Consider the following 20,633-nt stretch of genomic DNA (forward strand, 5'->3'; position numbering starts at 1 on the left):
TCAGGTAATGACGGCCATGCGTTGCTGCAGAAGCTGTTCGTAGAGTTGCACATAGCGCCCGGCACTGCGTTGCCAGGAAAAATCCCGGCCCATGGCGATACGCTGGACGTGCCGCCACAACGTCTGTTGTGCGTAAAGCTCCAGCGCACGTTCTACTGACTCTTCCAGCGCCGCGCGGCTCACTTCTGACATGACAAAACCGCTGGCTTCGCTCTCTTGCAAGGCCTGGCCCGAGGTATCAAGGCGGGTATCCATAACGGTATCAGCCAGTCCCCCGACCGGGGTAACCAGGGGTAAGGTGCCATAGCGCTGGCTATACAGCTGGTTCAGACCACAGGGTTCAAAACGCGAGGGCATCAAAAACAGATCGGCCCCCGCCTCGATGCGATGCGCCAGTGTCTCGTCATAACCCAGGGTAACCGCCAGTTGCCGCGGATACTGCCTGACCGCCTCTTGCAGGCGTTGTTCGTAACGTTTATCGCCACTGCCCAGGATGACCAGCTGCACCGGCAGCCGGAGGAGATCGGGCAGACTGTCCAGGATCAGATCGATCCCTTTTTGCTCCGCAAGTCTGGTGACCATTCCCATTAACAGCACAGCATTGTCCTGCGGCAAATCGAACTGTGCCTGCAGGGCCTGTTTATTGATCCCTTTATCAGCCAGATGCTGGCGGTTGTAGCGTTTGACGATCAGTCTGTCCGTCCCCGGATTCCAGACGCGGGTATCGATGCCATTGAGAATACCACTGAGATCCGCCGCACGGTATGCCAACAGCCCTTCCATGCCCTGACCAAAAGCCGGTGTCTGGATCTCCCGCGCATAGGTTGGGCTGACGGTAGTGAGGTGATCGGAATAGACCAGCCCGCCTTTAATGAATGACAGCTGGTTGTGATACTCCAGCGCGGTAAAGTGCCAGAGCGACTCGGGCAGGCCCAGTTGTTCGAATGTGGCACGATCGAACAGCCCCTGATAGGCCAGGTTATGAATGGTAAAGACCGTGGCCGGACGGCTATCGAACTCATTGAGATAGACCGGCAACAGACCGCACTGCCAATCGTTTCCGTGAACAATATCCGGCTGCCACTCAAGGCCCAGCTGGTCACTTGCGAGCAAGGCGGCGACTTTGCCAAACAGGGCGAAGCGTTGCGCATTATCAGGCCAGGGCTCGCCGTCGGTGTCGTGATAGGGATTGCCCGGGCGCCCGAACAGCGCCGGGCAATCGACCAGCCAGGTTTTCACCCGGCTAGCGGGTAAAGTGGTCTGCCACAGGTTAACCAGTTGCCCGTCAACCTCCCATTGACCCAGCTGACGGGGACGTTGCGCGAGGTTGTGTAACAAATCCCGATAAGCCGGTAATACCAGTCGAACATCATGGCCGAGCTGCTGCAATGCACGCGGCAGACTACCGGCCACATCACCGAGGCCACCGGTTTTGATCAGTGGATACGCTTCGCTGCTGCAATACAGAATACGTCGGGCGGTCATTCGTCAACCAGATACTCGAGCACAATACCGGCAAGTGGCGGCAAGGTCAGCGACAACGAATCAGGACGCCCCATCCAGCTGACGCCGGTGGTGTGTAACTCGCCCTGGTTGCCCACATTACTCCCGGCGTAAAATTCCGAATCGGAGTTATGAATCTCACGATAACGTCCTGCCTGTGGCACTCCGATACGATAGTCATAACGCGGCACCGGCGTAAAGTTCAATATCACCACCACAAAGCGATCATCACTCTTGCGCAGGAAGCTGATAATCGATTGCTCTGAATCGTGGCAATCGATCCACTCAAACCCCTGGTAATCAAAATCATAGTAGTTCAGTGCCGATTCGCGTCGATACAAATGGTTGAGATCGCCCACCAGTTTTTGCAAACCGTGATGCACCGGGTACTCCAGTACATGCCACTCCAGTTGCTTTTTGGCATTCCATTCCGGACCCTGGCCAAACTCACAGCCCATAAAAAGCAGTTTCTTTCCCGGATAGGTATACATAAAGGTATACAACAGTCGCAGATTGGCGAATTTTCGCCATTCATCGCCCGGCATCTTGTAAAGCAGCGAAGATTTTCCATGAACCACTTCATCATGGGAAAACGGCAGGATGAAATTTTCGGTAAACAGATAGATCAGACCAAAGGTCAGTTTATCGTGATGATAGCGACGATGAACCGGATCCTGGGAAAAATATTCCAGAATGTCATGCATCCAGCCCATGTTCCATTTCATGGAGAACCCCAGCCCGCCCAGCTCCACCGGACGGGTGACCTGGGGCCAGGCGGTGGATTCTTCGGCCATGATCAACGTGCCGGGCACCTCTTGATGGGTCACCGTATTCATCTCGCGCAAAAAACTGATGGCTTCGAGGTTTTCGTTACCGCCGTGGATATTGGGTAGCCACTCGTCTGCCTTCTCCTTGGAGTAATCGAGATAGAGCATCGAGGCTACCGCGTCGACCCGCAGACCATCGAGGTGGTATTCCTGCAGCCAGAAAATGGCGCTGCTGATTAAAAAGTTACGTACCTCGTTGCGCCCATAGTTATAAATCAGGGTACCCCAATCGGGATGCGCGCCGCGCCGGGGATCCTCATGTTCATACAGGGCACTGCCATCATAATAAGCCAGGGCGAATTCATCGCGCGGGAAATGGGCCGGCACCCAGTCAAGCAAAACGCCGATATCGTGTTGATGACAATAATCGACAAAATAGCGAAAGCCGTCGGGATCGCCGTGGCGTGCCGTCGGTGCATAATAACCGGTCGTCTGATAGCCCCAGGAATCATCAAAGGGGTGTTCTGTGATGGGCATCAGCTCGATATGAGTAAAGCCGAGCCGGGTGACATATTCGACCATTCGGTGGGCCAGCTCGCGATAATCGAGGGTTTCACCCTGATCGCCGCGTTGCCAGGAACCCAGGTGCACCTCATAAATACTCATTGGCTGGTACAACCACTCCGCGGCCTGGCGCTGTGCCAGCCAGGATTCATCCTGCCAGGTATAGTCGCTTTCAAAAATGACCGAAGCGGTGCGCGGCCGCAACTCGGTCTGCCTGGCATACGGGTCGGACTTTTGCACCACTTTGCCGGTATCGCGATTGCGGATCTCGTACTTGTAGAGCTCCCCCATGGGTAATTCGGGAATGAACAATTCCCATACGCCGCTGCTGCCACGGGCACGCATCGGATAACAGCGACCGTCCCAGCGATTGAAGTTGCCGATCACACTGACCCGCTCGGCGTTGGGGGCCCAGGTCGCAAAGCGAACCCCGTCGATACCATCGATATTGCAGGCATGGGCGCCAAGCATGCGATACACATGCAGATGTTTGCCGGCCGAAAACAGATTGAGATCATACTCGGAGAGTGTCGGTCCAAACGCATAGGTGTCATACAACAGGTGAGTCCCGCCCTCACTGTCGATCCGCCGCAGGCGATAATGGGCCGGCAGCTGTTCGCCCTGGCCCCGCCACTCGAAAATATCGCTGTTGCCGACCCGTCGGAACACCTCGCCAGTGTCCTCCAGCATCACTTCACAGGTATAGGGTAGTAATATGCGTATGAATGTTTCGCCAGCCTGTTCGTGGCGCCCCAGCACGGCAAACGGGTCGTGATGGCGGGCCTCCAACAGGCGCTGCAGATCGGGGTTGTCCTGCACGTGACTGTCAGACAGTTGGGCTTGTGGCGTGTCGGTCATCAGGCTAGTTCCAGAGTTTACCAGGCGGTGCAAACATTCAAAGCTGCTGATTACATCATAGGTGATCCAGGCGCGACATGATACGTGGAAAATCCATGCCGGATTTTTTTGGTGAGGATCGATTGTCATATGCCGGTCATCCCGGTGCGCTGCAATGGACAGGTGTTTGTCCACAATTGCCGCAACAAAGCCGCTCCTGTGCTTTCAAAACCGGCGATGGAGGATTATGCTTGATAGTGTGTCACGGTTATCTCACTGTGCGACAAAGAGGGGCAACATCCCTTTCCCGACCCGGGCCAACCCCCGGTTGACGGGTATCGCCGCTGGCGCATAAATTGCTGCCAGGCTGTACCGAACAAGGCGGGAACCCCAAAAGCCAGGGGAAACGGATTGCTGTCCTCAATTATCGAATAAGGAAGTCCCTATGCGTCATACCCGTTCGCCCCGTTTTGTCAGCCGCCTGACCCGCGATACCCTGGCCCTGATCATGGCCGGCGGACGCGGCAGCCGACTCAAGCAGCTGACCCTGTGGCGCGCCAAACCGTCCGTGCCGTTTGGTGGCAAGTTCCGGATTATCGATTTCCCCCTCTCCAACTGTATCAATTCGGGTATCCGGCGCATCGGTGTTTTGACCCAGTACAAAGCCCACTCGCTGATTGTCCATATCCAGCAGGGTTGGGGGATGTTACGTGGGGAATTCGGCGAATTTGTCGAATTATTGCCCGCCCAGCAACGCATCGAAACCTCCTGGTATGCCGGCACCGCCGATGCCATCTACCAGAATATCGACATTATCCGCAATCATAATCCCGAATATGTGTTGATACTGGCCGGTGACCATGTTTACAAGATGGACTACGGTGCGATGCTCGCCTCCCATGTGGAACAGGACGCGGACATTACCGTCGGTTGTCTGGAGGTCCCGGTGGAACAGGCCTCGGCCTTCGGGGTGATGGATATCGACGAGACGCATCGCATCCGCCGGTTCGTGGAAAAACCGGAGCAGCCACCCACACTCCCCGACGATCCGACCATGTCACTCTGCTCCATGGGCATCTATGTCTTTAACAAGGACTTTCTGCTCGACCGCCTGCTGGAAGACGCCGACGACAATCAGTCCAGTCACGACTTTGGCAAGGATGTCATTCCCGCCCTGATCGATAACTATCAGGCCCATGCCTATACCTTCCAGGATCCCGTCAATGGCAACAAGGGCTACTGGCGGGATGTTGGCACGGTAGATGCTTTCTGGGAAGCCAACATGGAACTGATCGGTATCACCCCGGAGCTGAATCTGTATGATCTGGACTGGCCCATCTGGACCTACCAGGAACAGTTGCCGCCGGCCAAATTCATCTTTGATGAGGATGATCGGCGAGGCGAGGCGATCGATTCCATGGTCTCCGGGGGGTGTATCATCTCCGGCGCCACGGTACGTCATTCGCTGTTGTTTTCCAGTGTCTGTGTCGAGTCCTATTCGCTGGTAGAAGATTCCTTGATTCTGCCAGAAGTCGAGATCGGTCAGAACTGTATCATTCGCCACGCGATTATTGAAAAAGGTTGTGAAATTCCTGACGGCACCCGGATAGGTGTGGATGCCCAGGAGGATGCCAAACGCTTTTACATTTCACCCAAGGGAGTCGTCCTGGTGACACCGGAAATGCTCGGCCAGCAGATTCATCATGTCCGCTAAACCATTGAACGTTGTCCTTTACTGGCATATGCATCAGCCCGAATACCGGGACCGGCGCAGCGGCGACTATCACCTGCCCTGGACCTACCTGCACGCCATCAAGGACTATGTCGACATGGCCGCGCACCTGGAAGCCAACCCGGCCGCGCGGGCGGTGGTTAACTTCACACCGACGCTGCTGGAACAAATCGACGACTATGCACGCCAGATACAGGCGTTTTTCCTGCAGGGCACGGAAATTCATGACCCCCTGCTCGATGCTCTGGCCCGCCCGGTGATGCCCGGCGAACCCAGGCAACGGCTGGCCCTGATCAAACAGTGCCTGCGAGCCAATGAAACGCGCCTGATTCAGCGTTATCCCAACTATCAACGACTGGCCGAGTTCGCCAGCTGGCTGGACGAGCATCCCGATGCCATTATCTATCTGCATGATCGCTTTTTAACCGACCTGCTGACCTGGTTTCACCTGGCCTGGCTGGGCGAAACCGTGCGCCGGGAAAATCCCCAGATTCAGGCCTTAATCGACAAGGGCATCAACTTCAATCAGCATGACCGCCATGCCCTGCTGCGCCTGATCGGCGAGTTGTGTGACAACGTGATAGGCCGTTATCGCGCGCTCGCTGAACAGGGTCGTATCGAGTTGTCGGTCACGCCCTATGCCCATCCCATCATGCCATTATTACTGGACATTCACTCGGCCCGTGAAGCCATGCCCGAGACCAGCCTGCCGGTGGCGGATCACTATCCCGGCGGTGAAGAACGGGTTGTCTGGCATATCGAAAAAGGGCTCGAAGTCTTCGAACAACACTTCGGCTTTCGTCCCGCCGGCTGCTGGCCGTCGGAAGGCAGTATCAGCGAGGCGACGATCCGCCTGCTGAGCGAGCACGGATTCACCTGGCTGGCCAGTGGCGATACAGTGCTACGTAACAGCCTCAACGCAAACCACACCGACAGCCCTTGTCTGCACACCGGCTACCGTTATGCCGATACCACGGCCCGCTGCTTTTTCCGCGATGACGGATTGTCGGACCTGATCGGCTTTGATTACGCCACCTGGCACGCCGATGACGCGGTGGCCAATCTGCTTCATCATCTGGAGAATATCGCCGAAGCCTGTCGGGAACAGGCCAATCCGGTTGTCTCCATCATTCTGGATGGCGAAAATGCCTGGGAATTTTATCCGGAGAATGGGTATTACTTTTTAGAGGCGCTGTATGCCGGTCTGGCGGATCACCCCGATCTCAATCTGACCACCTATAGCACGTATCTGGCCGAGCAGCCCGAGCCGGTAACCCTGGATCGGGTGGTGGCCGGCAGCTGGGTCTACGGGACCTTCTCCACCTGGATTGGCGATCCCGGCAAAAACCGCGCCTGGGAGCTGCTGGTGGAGGCCAAACGCGCCTGTGATCAACAACTGGCATCACGCGAATTCAGCGCCGAACAACGCGATGTAATTCTCACCCAGCTGGCCATTTGCGAAGGCTCCGACTGGTTCTGGTGGTTCGGCGATTACAACCCGGCCGAATCGGTGCGCGATTTCGATCAACTCTATCGCCAGCAGTTATCCAATCTGTACATGCAACTGGGACTGGAACCGCCGGATGTACTGGCCGAACCAATTTCCCACGGGGGTGGCCAGCCTTCCGCCGGCGGCACCATGCGCCGCGGCCAGGACGCCGACTGAATGCATCCATTGTACCGCCAGCGGCGCGGCGCTGTCCTGCTACACCCCACCTCATTGCCTGGCCCTCTGCCCCGTGGACAGATCTGCCATGATGCCTATCGCTTTATCGAATGGCTGCAAGAGTGCGGTATCGGCGTATGGCAAATGCTGCCACTGGGCCCTACCCACCAGGACGGTTCGCCTTATCTGGCCCTCTCGGCCCACGCCGGCGACCCGACCCTGATCAGCCTGGACTGGCTGCAGGATCGCCACCTGTTACCGGAACGCCCCGCCGTGACGGATTATCAGACCCATCAACAACAACTGGAGCAGGCCTGGAAACAGTTCCATCACCGAAAAGACAGAACACTGTTGTCTGCCTGGCAGGCGTTTGTGGTTAATGAATCTGACTGGCTTGAGGACTACAGCCTGTTTATGGCCATCCGTGAACAACAGGGCCAGCTGCCATGGCACCGCTGGCCGGTGGCATTACGGGATCGGGACAACACGGCACTGAAACTGGCACGCGAGACTCTGGTTGAACGGATCGAGTTTCACCGCTTTTGCCAGTTTGTCTTTTTTCAGCAGTGGCAGGATCTGAAGGCCTATGCCGAAGAACGCGAGGTTTTGCTGTTTGGCGACATGCCCATCTATGTCTCCTATGACAGCGCCGATGTCTGGGCCCAACGCGAACTGTTTACGCTCGACAGCCAGGGTAATCCGCAGCAGGTGGCCGGTGTGCCACCGGATTATTTTTCCGACACCGGTCAACGCTGGGGTAATCCGCTCTATCAGTGGGAGATCATGGCGCAGGACCACTTTCAATGGTGGCAACGACGCCTGCAAACCCAGCTGCAATTATTTGATATTGTGCGCATTGATCACTTTCGCGGCCTGCAGGCTTACTGGTCGATCCCCGCTGAAGCCGAAACTGCCATTGAGGGTCACTGGGTCGACGCCCCCGGCGCAGAACTGCTTGCCGCCCTGCATACCGCATTTCCCGACCTGCCTCTGGTCGCGGAAGACCTGGGCATGATTACCGAGGAGGTCCATGCCTTGCGGGAAGCATTTGACCTGCCGGGGATGAAGATTCTGCAATTCGCCTTCGATGGTGATCCCGACAACAGCTACCTGCCCCATCAGCATGAATTTCGTTCGCTGGTCTACACGGGCACGCACGATAACGACACCAGTCTTGGCTGGTATCGTCAGCTCCCGGCCGAAACGCAAAATTATGTGCTGGATTATCTGGGACTGGAAACGGACAGGGAGATGCCCTGGCCCCTCATTCGCAGCGCCCTGGCCTCAGTCAGCTGTCTGGCGGTGATTCCGATGCAGGACCTGTTGTCGCTCGATAGCGAACATCGCATGAACACACCCGGAACAATGGAAGGCAACTGGCAATGGCGCTTCGACTGGGAACAACTACCCGCCGATCTCAGCCAAAAACTCCGCCATCTTTTACATCTGTACGGGCGGCTATAAATGTAAAGAAGAGAAGAACGCGGAGGCGTAAAGACGCAAAGATATAATTTTGAATGTTGAATTTTAAATTTTGAGTTTCACGATCGAAACTCATTCAAAACTCAACATTTAGAACTCAAAATTATTATTTTCTTTGCCCTCTGCGTTAAGCTTCTCAGATCCAGATCATAGACCCCATTTCAAACGGATGCCCCAGCAGTTCGTGCCAGGGGTACATCCGCAGTTTGTAGTGATTCAGACCCGGATTTTCCGGCTCGAGCTGCAGCTCGAAGACATGATCCTCGCCCTCCATATCGGTATAGGAAAATTTGTATTGTTCATGCGGCGTGAATTTACCATTATCATCACGGCTACCCACAACACACTCGACAATTACATCGTCCGCCGACAGACCGTTGAGATGTGCCTGAATCACAATAGGCAATGACTCGCCATTATGTATTTGCTGGCGAACCTGATCGACCCGCTTGATACTGACATGTTTCCAGTTACTGCGGATTTTGCTTTTCCATTCAGCCAGAGACCGCGCCGGGGCACAATCGTTGACGGACAGTCGCTGATAATGTGCCCGGGCCGGGGCATAGAAATGTTTGACATAGTCGATCACCATCCGTTGTGAATTGAAGCGGGGCAAACAGCTTTTCATCGAGGCTTTGGACAGTTTGACCCAGCCGGAAGAATAGCCCTGACTCCCGTAGTCGTAATAAAGCGGAATAACTTCGTTCTCGAGTATATCCAGCAGATCGGCGGCTTCCTCCTGATCGCGCAGACCAGCGTCCTCATGCCGGGCATGCGGATGAATTGCCCAGCCGTTCTCACCATCGTAACCTTCGCCCCACCAGCCATCGAGCACGCTCAGGTTAATGACGCCGTTAATGGCGGCTTTCTGCCCGGAAGTCCCGCTGGCTTCCAGCGGATATTCGGGGGTATTCAGCCAGACATCCACACCGGTAACCAGTTTTCGCGCCATGGCCATATCATAGCCTTCGAGCATGATAATCTTGCCGATAAACTCCGGACGCAGGGAATACTCATGAATGGTACGAATCAGATCCTGTCCGGGAATGTCGCGCGGATGGGCTTTGCCGGCAAATACCAGCATGACCGGACGCTTGGGATTATTGAGCAAGCGGGCCAGACGCGGCAAATCAGAGAATAACAGGGTGGCACGTTTGTAAGTGGCAAAGCGACGGGCAAAGCCCAGCACCAGAACATTTTGTTCCGGTTCACTGGTATAGCTGGTCAGTCGTTTGAGCTGGGCTTCGCTGAAGCCGGCACGCTGAAAGCGGCGGCGGGTCCGTTTATTGACATCTTCGAGCATTTGCGCCTTGAGCTCCTGGCGCAGACTCCAGTAGCGATGATCCGGAATCGAATCAATACATTCCCAGTATTCCGGCTTATTCAACTCGCTGCGCCATTCGCGAAAACGCATATCAAACAGATTGACCCATTCGCGGGCCAGGAAGGTCTGTACATGTACCCCGTTGGTGACATAGGAGATCGGATTCTCGTCGTGGGGAATCTGGGGCCAGACATAGGCTTCCATGGCCGAGGCCTCCGTACCATGAATCCGACTCACGCCATTGTGATAACGTGATCCGCGCAACGCCAGCGCGGTCATGTTGAAGCTGCCGTGATTGTTGGGGGACTCACCCAGGGCATAAAATGCCGCCGGTTCAATATTCAACGATTTGGCGTAATGTTTGAAATAACGGGTCATCTGTTCCTGCTGGAACATGTCATGCCCCGCGGCAACCGGTGTATGAGTGGTAAAGACCGTACCGGCGGCAACCAGCTCCAGGGCACTGTTGAAATCCATCCCCTGTTCCACGTATTCACGGCACCGCTCCGGTATCTGAAACGCGGCATGTCCCTCATTGATGTGCCAGACCGTGGGCATAATACCCATCGCTCGCAAGGCCCGTACCCCGCCAATCCCCAGGACAATCTCCTGCTGAATACGGGTGGTACTGTCACCGCCATACAGTTGAAAGGTGATGCTGCGATCTTCGGTGGCATTCTCTTCCAGATCACTGTCGAGTAAAAACAGCCGAATATGCCCGGCGCGCGCCTCCCAGACCTTGAGCTTGACCGGCCGCTCCTCGATCTCGACCTGAACATAAAACGCCTGACCGTCACTGTTGCAGGTCGGCTGTACGACAAGTTCATCAAAGTTGGTCGGCGTGTATTGTGATAACTGGTTACCGTTGCCGTCGATAAACTGGGTAAAGTAACCTTGTCGGTAGAGTAAACCGACACCCACGAACGGCACACCCAGATCACTGGCTGCCTTGCAGTGATCGCCGGCAAGGATCCCCAGGCCGCCCGAATAAATCGGAAAACTTTCGTGCAGACCGAATTCGGCGCAGAAATAGGCAACCAGATCCTGCCCGGGATCGAGGCACTCGGTAATATTCGAGCTGATTTCCTTTTCATGATAGGTCCGAAAAGACGACATGACCTGTGAATATTCTTCCATGAACAGGTGATCATCCTCCGCCTCATCCAGTTTTTCCTGGGCGATGCGGCGCAAAAAAACCTTGGGATTGTGATTACAGGTTTCCCACAGTTCATCATCCAGCCGATAAAATAAACCGCGCACATCACGGTCCCAGCTGTACAGCAGATCATTGGCCAGTGCTTCCAGACCCTGTAACTTTTCGGGGATGTTGGGTCGCACTTCCAGCTGGAATATTGTTTCGCTCATAGGGTTCCCTTACCTTTTGCTCAAAGGTGGCTTATCGCCAAGTATAGAATATCAGGTTATGACATCCGGCCCGACACGGCCGGTTTTATGACAGATCGGCAACAGAGTTTCACTGACCGCCAGTAACGGCTGCAGGAACCGCTCGGTCGGCTCAATCAACTCGCCCTCGGGGGGCTCGTATTGCTCAACATACAACCGCAGAGTAGCCCCTTCTGTCCCGGTTCCCGACAGACGGACCACGATCCGGGCCTGCTCGCCAAAAATAATACGGAGACCCTGGTGCTCACTGAGGCTGCCATCTACCGGGTCCTTATAACAGAAATTGTCCGCGGACGTGATCACAAAGCCATTAATATTCCGGCCCGGTAACGAGGTCAGTTGCGCCTGTAAATCCGCCACCAGTTGTTCAGCGATCCGGCTGTCGAGATTCTCGTAGTCATGCCGAGTGTAATAGTCACGCCCGTATTCTCGCCAGTGGGCCATGACAATCTCCGCCACGGATTCGCGTCGCACGGCCAGCAGGTTTAGCCAGAACAATACCGCCCACAGACCGTCTTTTTCGCGGATATGCGCGGAGCCGGTGCCGAAGCTCTCTTCCCCGCAAAAAGTGATGCGCCCGTCATCCAGCAGGTTGCCGAAAAACTTCCAGCCGGTGGGCGTCTCGTAGCAAGCCACGCCCAGTTGCGCGGCAACCCGATCCACCGCCCGACTGGTGGGCATGGAACGCGCCACACCGACAATCCCCTCGCGATAACCGGGCACCTGCTGCGCGTTGGCCGCCAGTACCGCCAGACTGTCACTGGGCGTAACAAAAAAACCCTGGCCGAGAATCATATTGCGATCGCCGTCCCCGTCCGAGGCTGCGCCCAGATCCGGCGCCCCGCTCGACTGGTTCATGATTGCCTGCAACTGTCTGGCGTGGGCCAGGTTGGGATCCGGGTGCGCCTCGCCAAAATCGGGTTTCGGTGCGGCGTTTAACAGGCTCGCCTGTGCGGCGCCCAGCCGGTTAACAAAGATCTCCCGGGCGTAGGGCCCGGTAATGGCATGCATGGCATCATAAGCAATATGCAATTGCCCCTCGGCAAAGCGCTGGCGAATCAGCTCAAAATCGAACAGTTCCTGCATTAAATCGGCATAATCCTGCACCGAATCGATCACCTCGATCCGGCTGTCCGCCACTTGCCAGCTGTGGCAGTCCTGTAATGGCACCGGCTCCATCTCGGCAATCCGGTATTGCGTCAGGGATGAGGCCCGCTGATGAATCCGGGCAGTCACCTTCTCCGGCGCCGGTCCGCCACTGTGCGTATTGAACTTGACGCCAAAATCCCCGTCCGGGCCGCCCGGATTATGACTGGCCGAAAGGATAATCCCGCCGTCGAGCTGGTAGCGGCGAATCAGCAACGAGGCGGCCGGGGTCGATAAATAGCCGTGCTGGCCCACCAGTATCCGGCGAAAACCGTTCCCCACCGCCAGGCGCAAAATCGTCTGAATCGCCTCATCATTGAAATACCGCCCGTCGCCGCCCAGCAACAGCGTGTTGCGCCGCGCCGGTTCCAGACTGTCAAAAATGGCCTGGACGAAATTTTCCAGGTAATGGGGCTGCTGAAAATGAGCGACCCGCTTGCGCAGGCCTGACGTGCCGGGTTTCTGGTCCGCATAGGGCTGTGTGCTGATTGTCCTGACTGGCATGTTGATATTTCCGGGCTACTGGCTGTTAGAGTGAATTCAGACTGCATGTATAACACGTTTTAATGACAGACAGTTTATCCGTCGCCGGGATTGGTTTGACAATACCCTCCAGGATTCATACCCGGTCTGTCGCGGCCCGAATCCGGTCCGATAGCCCGTGGTGGCGCCATATTCCGGTGCAATCAGGCAGAACCCCGCACCGGTTACAAACATTGCCCGGGGCATCCTCTCCCCCCCTGAAATCCGGCTTATCCTGTGCTAGGATCGCATATTATTTACGCAATCGGTCTTCTTTCATTCCCGCGCCGCAGGCCCCTGACGCCCTGCCAGTGTTTGAACGACAGCACCTATCAAGCAATCAACGGAACTCCAAGGAATATCTATGCAAATCTCCGAAAACAAGGTCGTCACCATCGACTACACTCTCAAAGACGACGCCGGCACGGTGCTGGACTCTTCCCAGGGGGGCCCCGGCCTGGCCTATCTGCACGGTGCCAGCAACATTATCCCGGGTCTGGAAAACGCCCTGGCAGGCAAGACTCAGGGCGAGTCCGTCAATGTCAGCGTGCAGCCGGAAGAAGCCTATGGCGAGCGTGATGACAGCATGATTCAGACCGTTCCCAACGACATGTTCGAAGGTACCGAAGTTCAGGTTGGTGCCCAATATCAGGCCATGACCCCGGAAGGCCAGCCGCTGACCATCACGGTCATGGACATCAAGGATGACGGTGTCGTCATCGACGGCAACCATCCCCTGGCGGGCCAGACCCTGCATTTTGACGTAAACATCACCGAAGTCCGTGACGCCACCCAGGAAGAGCTGGACCATGGCCACGTCCACGGTCCGGGCGGCCACGAGCACGAATAAGTCGACCGACCGCGACCACAAAAAAAGCCGGGCATTGCCCGGCTTTTTTTATGGTGGAGTCAGTCTTGAAAGCTGAGGAGCAACCACCGAAGACACTAAAACACCGACGATCTCAACGACCTATCTCAGCGTATTCGGTGTGTTCGGTGGTTATTTTGACTACCCGGACGGATCGTTCAGGCGGAAACCGACTGGCTTGCCTTGAGTTCCCGGGCTTGCTGTTTCATCAGATCGACGATGGCATAGACACCGACGTGGCGATTGGGCGAGAGATGCTCGTCCAGCCGGAGTTTTTCGAAAAACTCGTCAACATCGAGTTCCTGAATCTCGTCCACCGTACGGTCCTCGACCAGCTGAATCAAAAGCGCGAGTACACCCTTGATAATACTGGTATCACAGTCACCATGAAAACGGACCAGTCGGGGATCATCGGGGTTGGGGTAGGCGTGCACCCAGACCTGGCTCATACAGCCTTTGACCTTGTTATCCTCGATGCGGGCTTCTTCCGGCAGAGGGGGCAATTTCTCGCCCAGCTCGGTCAGGTATTGATAGCGCTGATCCCAGTCACCCAGTAATTCAAAGGTATCGACGATATCGTCAAGCGACGTCATGCAAGCTCCTGCCGGTGGGTTATGTCAGACGCTGAAGGATTCGCCGCAGCCGCACATATCCTTGATGTTCGGGTTGCGAAATTCAAAACCTTCATTGATGGCATTGGTCTTCATGTAATCGATCTCGGTGCCGTCGACGTTGGCCAGGCTTTTCCTGTCCACCACAACTTTCACGCCATGGCTTTCGAAAACCACGTCGTCGTTGGTCACTTCATCGGCGTAATCGACCACGTAGGCAAAGCCGGTGCAACCGGATTTACGCGTCCCCAGACGCAAGCCAATACCATTGCCGCGTTTGCCCAGCATGGACTCAACGTGCCTGGCCGCATTTTCGGTTAGTTCGATAGCCATTATAAATTCCTCCTGCTTACAACATGCCCAGTGTTAAACGTGCTTCGTCGCTCATGCGATCGATAGTCCACGGTGGATCCCAGACCAGTTCGACTTCGGCATCGCTGACACCCTCAACACTTTTGACCGTGCGTTCCACCTGGCCCGGCATGGAGCCGGCCACCGGACAACCCGGCGTGGTCAGGGTCATGGTAACAAAGACCTTGTTGTCCGGATCCACATTTACATTATAGATCAGACCAAGCTCATAGATATTCACCGGGATTTCCGGATCATAGACCGTTTTCAGGGCCTCGATGATGCGTTCTTCCAGCGGTGCGTCACTATTGATAGCCGGCGCGTCGCCGCCACCATCGGAGTCAGCCTGGGGCTGGAATACAACATGTCTGGCGCTCATTGTGCCACCTCGTCGGTTTGCAACTGTTCGGTTACGACCTGGTCCAGCGTAAAGTGCAATCTCTCATGAACATGCTGGCGCAGAGGCTCGATTTCAATGGTGTCGATAATCTCGTCGGCGAACCCCAGGCACAGCATTTTCTTCGCCATGGGCGTTTCAATTCCCCGTGAACGCATGTAATAGACCTGTTCCGGGTCCAGCTGGCCCACGGTCGTGCCATGGCTGCACTTGACGTCATCGGCGTAGATTTCCAGTTGCGGCTTGGTATCAACCTCCGCGCTGCGGGTCAGCATCAGATTGGCGTTGTGCAGGTGCGCATCGCTTTTCTGTGCGTCTTTGGCCACCAGAATCTTGCCATCGAACACGGCGCGGCCCTTGCCGTACAGGATGCCGCGGAAATTCTCCTCGCTGGCGCAATGAGGTTTGGCGTGATCAATATCCAGATGAAAATCGGTCAGCTGTTTCTCGCCAGCCAGATAGAGACCATTGAGGGTACAAACGGCCTCTTCATCCTGGAAACGAGCCTTGTAATCGGTACGCGCCCAGGCCCCACCCAGCGCCAGCGCCGTGCCGCGATACGCGCTCTGTTTCTGCTGCGAGAGAAACAGGCTGCTCAGATGATAGGCCCGGGGGCTCTCATCCTGGACGCGGTGATGTATCAGGGAGGCTGACTCGTTCAGAATGATCTCGTTGAGCACGTTATTGAAATAGACTGAATCACCGGTGCTGACAAAACGCTCGACCAGCGTTGCCTGACTACCGGCTTCCATGACCACCAGATTCCGCGGATGGGCGATAACGGCATCTTCCAGGGCCAGGCTCAGGTAGAGCACCTCGATGGGCTTGTCGACCTTGACGCCGGGCGCCACATGCACGAACACCCCGTCGTTAATCAGCGCGGTATTCAGAGCGGTAAACATATGCTGCTGATGATTGGCCGTCTGACCGAACCAGGTGGCCAGCAGGTCCGGATCAGTCGTCAGCGCCGCGCGCAGGCTGCCAATACGCACGCCATCGGGTAACTCTTCGGTGTTGGATAATTGCGGGACGCAACGACCGTTGGCAAACACCAGCCGATAAGTATCCATGTCCGGCAGTAACCAGTCTTCCAGATCGACGGCGTGCAGCGCGGTAAACTGGTCATTCATCGGCTGGAATTCCTGCCTGAGCAGCCCGTCGATACTGGTATAGCGCCACTCTTCCTGCTTGCGGTAGGGCACCGGCAGGGTATTGATGGCCTGACGGGCCTGCTGCCGGGCTTCATCCAGCCAGTTCAGCTGGTCAGTCGGCAGTTCCACCTGGCCGGATTTGACCAGGTTCTCAAACCATTGACGGGATTGTTCGTTGGCTGCACTCATGCGGCCGCGCCCTCCTCGAGCCAGCTGTAACCTTTCTCTTCCAGTTCATGAGCAAGTTCCTTGCCACCGGAACGGACAATCTTGCCGTTCGCCAGAACATGTACATGATCCGGCTGAATGTAGTCCAGCAGGCGCTGATAATGGGTCACCAGCACCACGGAACGTTCCGGACTGCGCAGCGTGTTGACGCCTTCGGCGACGATACGCAGTGCGTCGATGTCCAGACCGGAGTCGGTTTCATCCAGCAAGGCCAGTTTCGGCTCCAGCATGGCCATTTGCAGAATCTCGTTACGCTTTTTCTCACCGCCGGAGAAACCGGCATTGACGCTGCGTTTGAGCAGTTTTTCATCCAGCTTGACCATCTTGGCCTTCTCCTTGATCAGCTGCATGAACTTGACCGAATCCAGTTCGTCTTCACCGCGTGCACGGCGAATGGCATTCAGGGACTCTTTGAGAAAAATCATGTTATTCACGCCGGGCAGTTCCACCGGATACTGCATAGCCAGGAACATACCCTTGTGGGCCCGCTCTTCGGTTTCCAGCTCCAGCAGGTCTTCACCTTCGTAGAGTATCTGGCCATCAGTCACTTCATAACCGTCGCGGCCGGACAGCACATAGGCCAGCGTACTCTTGCCGGAACCATTCGGTCCCATGATGGCGTGAATTTCACCGGTGCCGATTTCCAGGTTCAGGCCTTTCAAAATGGGCTTGCCATCGACATTCACATGCAGATTTTTGATCGACAACATGTCGTTATCCTCCAGAACTTGATTGGGTTAACCAACGGCACCTTCGAGGGTGACGTTGAGGAGTTTTTGCGCTTCGACAGCAAACTCCATGGGTAATTCGTTGAAGACTTCCTTGCAGAAACCGTTGACGATCATTGACACGGCATCTTCCTCGGACAGGCCTCGCTGGCGGCAATAGAACAACTGGTCTTCACTGATTTTCGAAGTGGTCGCTTCATGTTCCATCTTCGCGGTCGGGTTGCGCACCTCGATATACGGATAGGTATGCGCCCCGCAGGTATCGCCGATCAGCAGTGAGTCACACTGGGTATGATTGCGCGCGTTTTCCGCCTTGGGTGTCATGCGCACCAGACCGCGATAGGCATTCTGGCCCTGACCGGCGGAGATGCCCTTGGAGACGATCGTGCTTTTGGTATCGCGCCCCATGTGAATCATCTTGGTTCCGGTATCGGCCTGTTGCCGACCCCGGGCCACGGCCACCGAGTAAAACTCACCGGTGGACTCGTCGCCGCGTAAAATACAGCTGGGATATTTCCAGGTTATCGCGGAGCCGGTTTCCACCTGGGTCCAGGAGATGTGCGAGCGTTTGCCGCGGCAGTCGCCGCGCTTGGTCACAAAGTTGTAAATGCCACCCTTGCCCTGCGCGTCGCCGGGGTACCAGTTCTGGACCGTGGAATATTTGATCTTGGCATCATCCATGGCGACAAGCTCGACCACGGCGGCATGCAGCTGGTTCTCGTCACGCATCGGCGCGGTGCAACCTTCCAGATAGCTGACATAGCTGGCCTCCTCGGCCACGACAAGAGTGCGTTCGAACTGGCCGGTATTGGCCTCGTTGATCCGGAAATAGGTGGACAGTTCCATCGGACAACGCACGCCCTTGGGAATATACACAAAGGTCCCGTCGGAGAAGACCGCCGCATTCATGCAGGCGAAGAAGTTGTCCGTATGCGGTACGACGCTACCCAGGTACTGCTTGATCAGCTCCGGGTAGTCCTGGACGGCTTCGGACATGGAACAGAAGATCACGCCGGCCTCGGAGAGTTTTTCACGGAAGGTGGTGGCCACAGAGACACTGTCGAAGACCGCATCGACGGCCACCCCGGCCAGCGCCATCTGCTCTTCCAGCGGGATGCCGAGCTTGTTGTAGGTGTCGATCAGCTCCGGATCCACCTCGTCCAGACTCTGGGGACCGTCACCGGCTTTTTTCGGCGCGGAATAATAAGAGATGGACTGATAGTCGATCGGCGGATAATCCAGGTGCGCCCAGCTGGGCTGCTCCAGGGTCAACCAGTGACGATACGCCTTGAGGCGCCACTCCAGCATCCAGTCCGGCTCATTTTTCTTGGCCGACAGCGCACGAATGACGTCTTCGTTGAGACCCGGCGGAAACGTATCCGACTCGATCTCGGTGATAAAGCCGTGTTCGTAGCCACGCTTGATGAGTTCATCCACTGTATCGGGTGTTGCCGTCATCCTGGTTAACCTCCGGACTATTTCCGAGTAATTTACTCGGTTTTATACTGACCTGCTCACGAAATTTCAACGCCTTATCTTGTAAGGTTATATGTTGAGTATTTTACTAGGTTTTTACCCGGAACGCAGCCTTAAATTAGCGCCAATTTGGACAATATGTGGGCTTTGCGCGTCAGTTTAAAGGTGAATCCACCCTGTTCAATGAGGCATACGGCGGCAATGACATATCGATCCGATATGGGTATCGGCCCGTTTGGCCCCGGACTTCAACCTCGGTCGCGAGGGAAACGACTATTTTACATGGTTATTGCGCGCGGTGCGAGTTAACAGGCTGAAATCAGCCGCCGCCAGAGACCGGCTTTATTCGTCGAGCAGGGCTTCGATCCGCTCGACCAGCGCCGGGGCATCGGGGCGCACCTGGGCGGGATAGCTGGCTACCAGCCGGCCCTGGCGATCCAGCAGATATTTGTGAAAATTCCACTGCGGAAATTCCCCCGCGGCCTGTCCCAGCCAGGCATAAAGGGGATCCGCATGGGGCTCACGTACCCGGGTCTTGGCAAACATGGGAAATTGCACCCCGTAAGTCAGCCGACAGAAAGTGCGGATCTCGGCCTCACTGCCCGGTTCCTGATGAGCAAAATCGTTAGACGGAAAGCCCAGCACCACCAGCCCCTGCGAACGATAGCGCGTATAGAGGGTTTCCAGCCCCTCGTACTGGGGTGTAAAGGCACACTTGCTGGCGGTATTCACGATCAGTACCACCTTGTTGCGATAGTGCTCGCAGAGGTGGATCGTTCGCTGATCATTCAAACTGCGCGGGCGAAAATCCAGCGCAGCCGGGCACTCGCCGGCGCTCACTGGCAAGGGGAGGCACGCCAACAGTAATAAGCTGAGCCAGGCTTTCATTGCCAGCGCACCCCGCTTTGTTGGCGCTCGGCCTCGGCAATCTGTAGCGGGTCCATCTGCTGCAGCACGATATGACGTAAATCGCCGGCATCTTTGTCGCCCCGCGCCAGGGCACGGGACAGCCAGAGATAGGCCGCGACCAGATCGGGCTCAATGCCTCGCCCTTCGGCGTAAATCAGACCCAGAGCGTACTGGGCATCAATATCCCCGGCTTCGGCCGCCTCGCGTATCGTCTCCACCAGCGCCGGATCATTACCATACAGAACGAGCCGGGAAAGCAAATCAGAGTCCATTTGTATACCTCTTGTATAAGTATTTGTACAGATTCAGTACAGGCAAACCCCACTTCAACTCACTGTTTTATAGAATGTTAGCATAATTTATTTCGATCTTGTTGACAAAATGTAAAAGTATTGTATATATTTTGTATAACTTTTGTCGAGGTCAAAATGAATCAACTTTCCAGCAATGCCGAGGACACCTCGCCGGGCCTGTATGCCATCAGCACCGTTTCAGCGTTGACCGGTGTCAACAGTGTGACCCTGCGCGCCTGGGAACGACGTTACGGGCTGCTCAAGCCCCGGCGCACTCCCAGCGGGCACCGTCTCTACTCGGAGGAAGACGTCAGCCAGATCCGCAGCATCTGTCAGATGCTGGATGAAGGCATTGCCATCAGCCAGGTCGCCCGCGCCCTGCAAACACCGGAACATGCCACCTCCCAACCCGGTAATGAGCCCTGGCAGCGTTATATATCGCAGATGTTGCTGGCCACCAGTTCGTTCAACGAGGCCGTTCTGGAAGATATCTATAACGAGGCCATGAGCCTGTACCCGGTCGAGGTGGTCACTCGCCAGCTGCTGCTGCCCCTGTTACGGGAATTCGGCGAGCGCTGGGAAGCGAGCGACTGCGGCATTGCCGAAGAGCATTTTTTCAGTGTTTTCATGCGCAACAAACTGGGCGCCCGCTTTCATCATCGTAATCGCCAGAA

At 56.0% G+C, this 20,633-nt stretch carries 17 protein-coding genes; 5 read left to right on the forward strand and 12 right to left on the reverse strand.

Features of this window, described 5'->3' with window-relative positions; translation table 11 throughout:
• Together glgA and glgB are read right to left on the reverse strand one after the other, a co-directional pair.
• Positions 1–1,485: a glycogen synthase GlgA gene (glgA, locus tag RI563_RS03510; RefSeq protein WP_310692961.1), complete on the reverse strand. Its 1,485-nt coding sequence runs from the start codon at positions 1,483–1,485 to the stop codon at positions 1–3.
• Positions 1,482–3,692 carry a 1,4-alpha-glucan branching protein GlgB gene (glgB, locus tag RI563_RS03515; protein WP_310692962.1) on the reverse strand — a complete coding sequence of 737 codons (2,211 nt, stop codon included), beginning with the start codon at positions 3,690–3,692 and terminating at the stop codon, positions 1,482–1,484. Before glgB ends, glgA begins: the two co-directional genes overlap by 4 nt.
• A gap of 424 nt (positions 3,693–4,116) precedes the next feature.
• On the opposite strand from glgB, the gene glgC reads away from it, so the two are divergent.
• The 3 genes from glgC to malQ are packed head-to-tail and all read left to right on the forward strand — an operon-like array spanning position 4,117 to position 8,533.
• Entirely contained in the window at positions 4,117–5,385 is a 1,269-nt protein-coding gene (gene glgC / locus RI563_RS03520) for a glucose-1-phosphate adenylyltransferase (RefSeq protein ID WP_310692963.1), read from the forward strand.
• On the forward strand, positions 5,375–7,069 hold the full coding sequence (locus RI563_RS03525) for a glycoside hydrolase family 57 protein (protein ID WP_310692964.1): 1,695 nt from the start codon (positions 5,375–5,377) through the stop codon (positions 7,067–7,069). Before glgC ends, RI563_RS03525 begins: the two co-directional genes overlap by 11 nt.
• Positions 7,070–8,533 carry a 4-alpha-glucanotransferase gene (gene malQ / locus RI563_RS03530; protein WP_310692965.1) on the forward strand — a complete coding sequence of 488 codons (1,464 nt, stop codon included), beginning with the start codon at positions 7,070–7,072 and terminating at the stop codon, positions 8,531–8,533.
• A gap of 154 nt (positions 8,534–8,687) precedes the next feature.
• Here malQ and glgP read toward each other — a convergent pair whose 3' ends face one another.
• Positions 8,688–11,240 (reverse strand): alpha-glucan family phosphorylase, encoded by a 2,553-nt coding sequence (glgP, locus tag RI563_RS03535; RefSeq protein WP_310692966.1) that lies wholly within the window; start codon positions 11,238–11,240, stop codon positions 8,688–8,690.
• Between the two features lie 51 nt (positions 11,241–11,291).
• On the reverse strand, positions 11,292–12,929 hold the full coding sequence (locus tag RI563_RS03540) for an alpha-D-glucose phosphate-specific phosphoglucomutase (protein ID WP_310692967.1): 1,638 nt from the start codon (positions 12,927–12,929) through the stop codon (positions 11,292–11,294).
• Between the two features lie 382 nt (positions 12,930–13,311).
• Here RI563_RS03540 and RI563_RS03545 point away from each other — a divergent pair, with 382 nt between their 5' ends.
• Positions 13,312–13,797, forward strand: coding sequence for a peptidylprolyl isomerase (locus RI563_RS03545; protein WP_310692968.1), 486 nt, complete (start codon positions 13,312–13,314; stop codon positions 13,795–13,797).
• A gap of 176 nt (positions 13,798–13,973) precedes the next feature.
• On the opposite strand, the gene RI563_RS03550 is transcribed toward RI563_RS03545, so the two are convergent.
• The 8 genes from RI563_RS03550 to RI563_RS03585 all read right to left on the reverse strand — a co-directional run bounded on the left by RI563_RS03550 (position 13,974) and on the right by RI563_RS03585 (position 19,938).
• Entirely contained in the window at positions 13,974–14,408 is a 435-nt protein-coding gene (locus RI563_RS03550) for a SufE family protein (RefSeq protein WP_310692969.1), read from the reverse strand.
• A gap of 24 nt (positions 14,409–14,432) precedes the next feature.
• A complete protein-coding gene (locus RI563_RS03555) occupies positions 14,433–14,759 on the reverse strand; it encodes an iron-sulfur cluster assembly accessory protein (protein ID WP_310692970.1) in 327 nt (108 codons plus the stop codon).
• A gap of 16 nt (positions 14,760–14,775) precedes the next feature.
• Positions 14,776–15,156 carry an SUF system Fe-S cluster assembly protein gene (locus tag RI563_RS03560; protein WP_310692971.1) on the reverse strand — a complete coding sequence of 127 codons (381 nt, stop codon included), beginning with the start codon at positions 15,154–15,156 and terminating at the stop codon, positions 14,776–14,778.
• On the reverse strand, positions 15,153–16,514 hold the full coding sequence (gene sufD / locus RI563_RS03565; protein ID WP_310692972.1) for a Fe-S cluster assembly protein SufD: 1,362 nt from the start codon (positions 16,512–16,514) through the stop codon (positions 15,153–15,155). Before sufD ends, RI563_RS03560 begins: the two co-directional genes overlap by 4 nt.
• Positions 16,511–17,263: a Fe-S cluster assembly ATPase SufC gene (gene sufC, locus RI563_RS03570; RefSeq protein ID WP_310692973.1), complete on the reverse strand. Its 753-nt coding sequence runs from the start codon at positions 17,261–17,263 to the stop codon at positions 16,511–16,513. Before sufC ends, sufD begins: the two co-directional genes overlap by 4 nt.
• 27 nt (positions 17,264–17,290) lie before the next feature.
• The gene (sufB, locus tag RI563_RS03575; protein ID WP_310692974.1) at positions 17,291–18,739 is read right to left on the reverse strand and encodes a Fe-S cluster assembly protein SufB; all 1,449 of its coding nucleotides are present in this window, start codon (positions 18,737–18,739) and stop codon (positions 17,291–17,293) included.
• A 360-nt stretch (positions 18,740–19,099) separates the two neighbouring features.
• Positions 19,100–19,645 carry a glutathione peroxidase gene (locus RI563_RS03580; protein WP_310692975.1) on the reverse strand — a complete coding sequence of 182 codons (546 nt, stop codon included), beginning with the start codon at positions 19,643–19,645 and terminating at the stop codon, positions 19,100–19,102.
• Positions 19,642–19,938 (reverse strand): sel1 repeat family protein, encoded by a 297-nt coding sequence (locus tag RI563_RS03585; RefSeq protein WP_310692976.1) that lies wholly within the window; start codon positions 19,936–19,938, stop codon positions 19,642–19,644. The genes RI563_RS03580 and RI563_RS03585 overlap by 4 nt, the downstream gene beginning before the upstream one ends.
• Before the next feature lie 156 nt (positions 19,939–20,094).
• Here RI563_RS03585 and RI563_RS03590 point away from each other — a divergent pair.
• Positions 20,095–20,633: MerR family transcriptional regulator (locus RI563_RS03590; RefSeq protein ID WP_310692977.1), on the forward strand; the 539-nt coding region annotated here is incomplete at its 3' end.

The organism is Thiohalophilus sp., assembly GCF_031581315.1.
Classification (GTDB): domain Bacteria; phylum Pseudomonadota; class Gammaproteobacteria; order UBA6429; family Thiohalophilaceae; genus Thiohalophilus.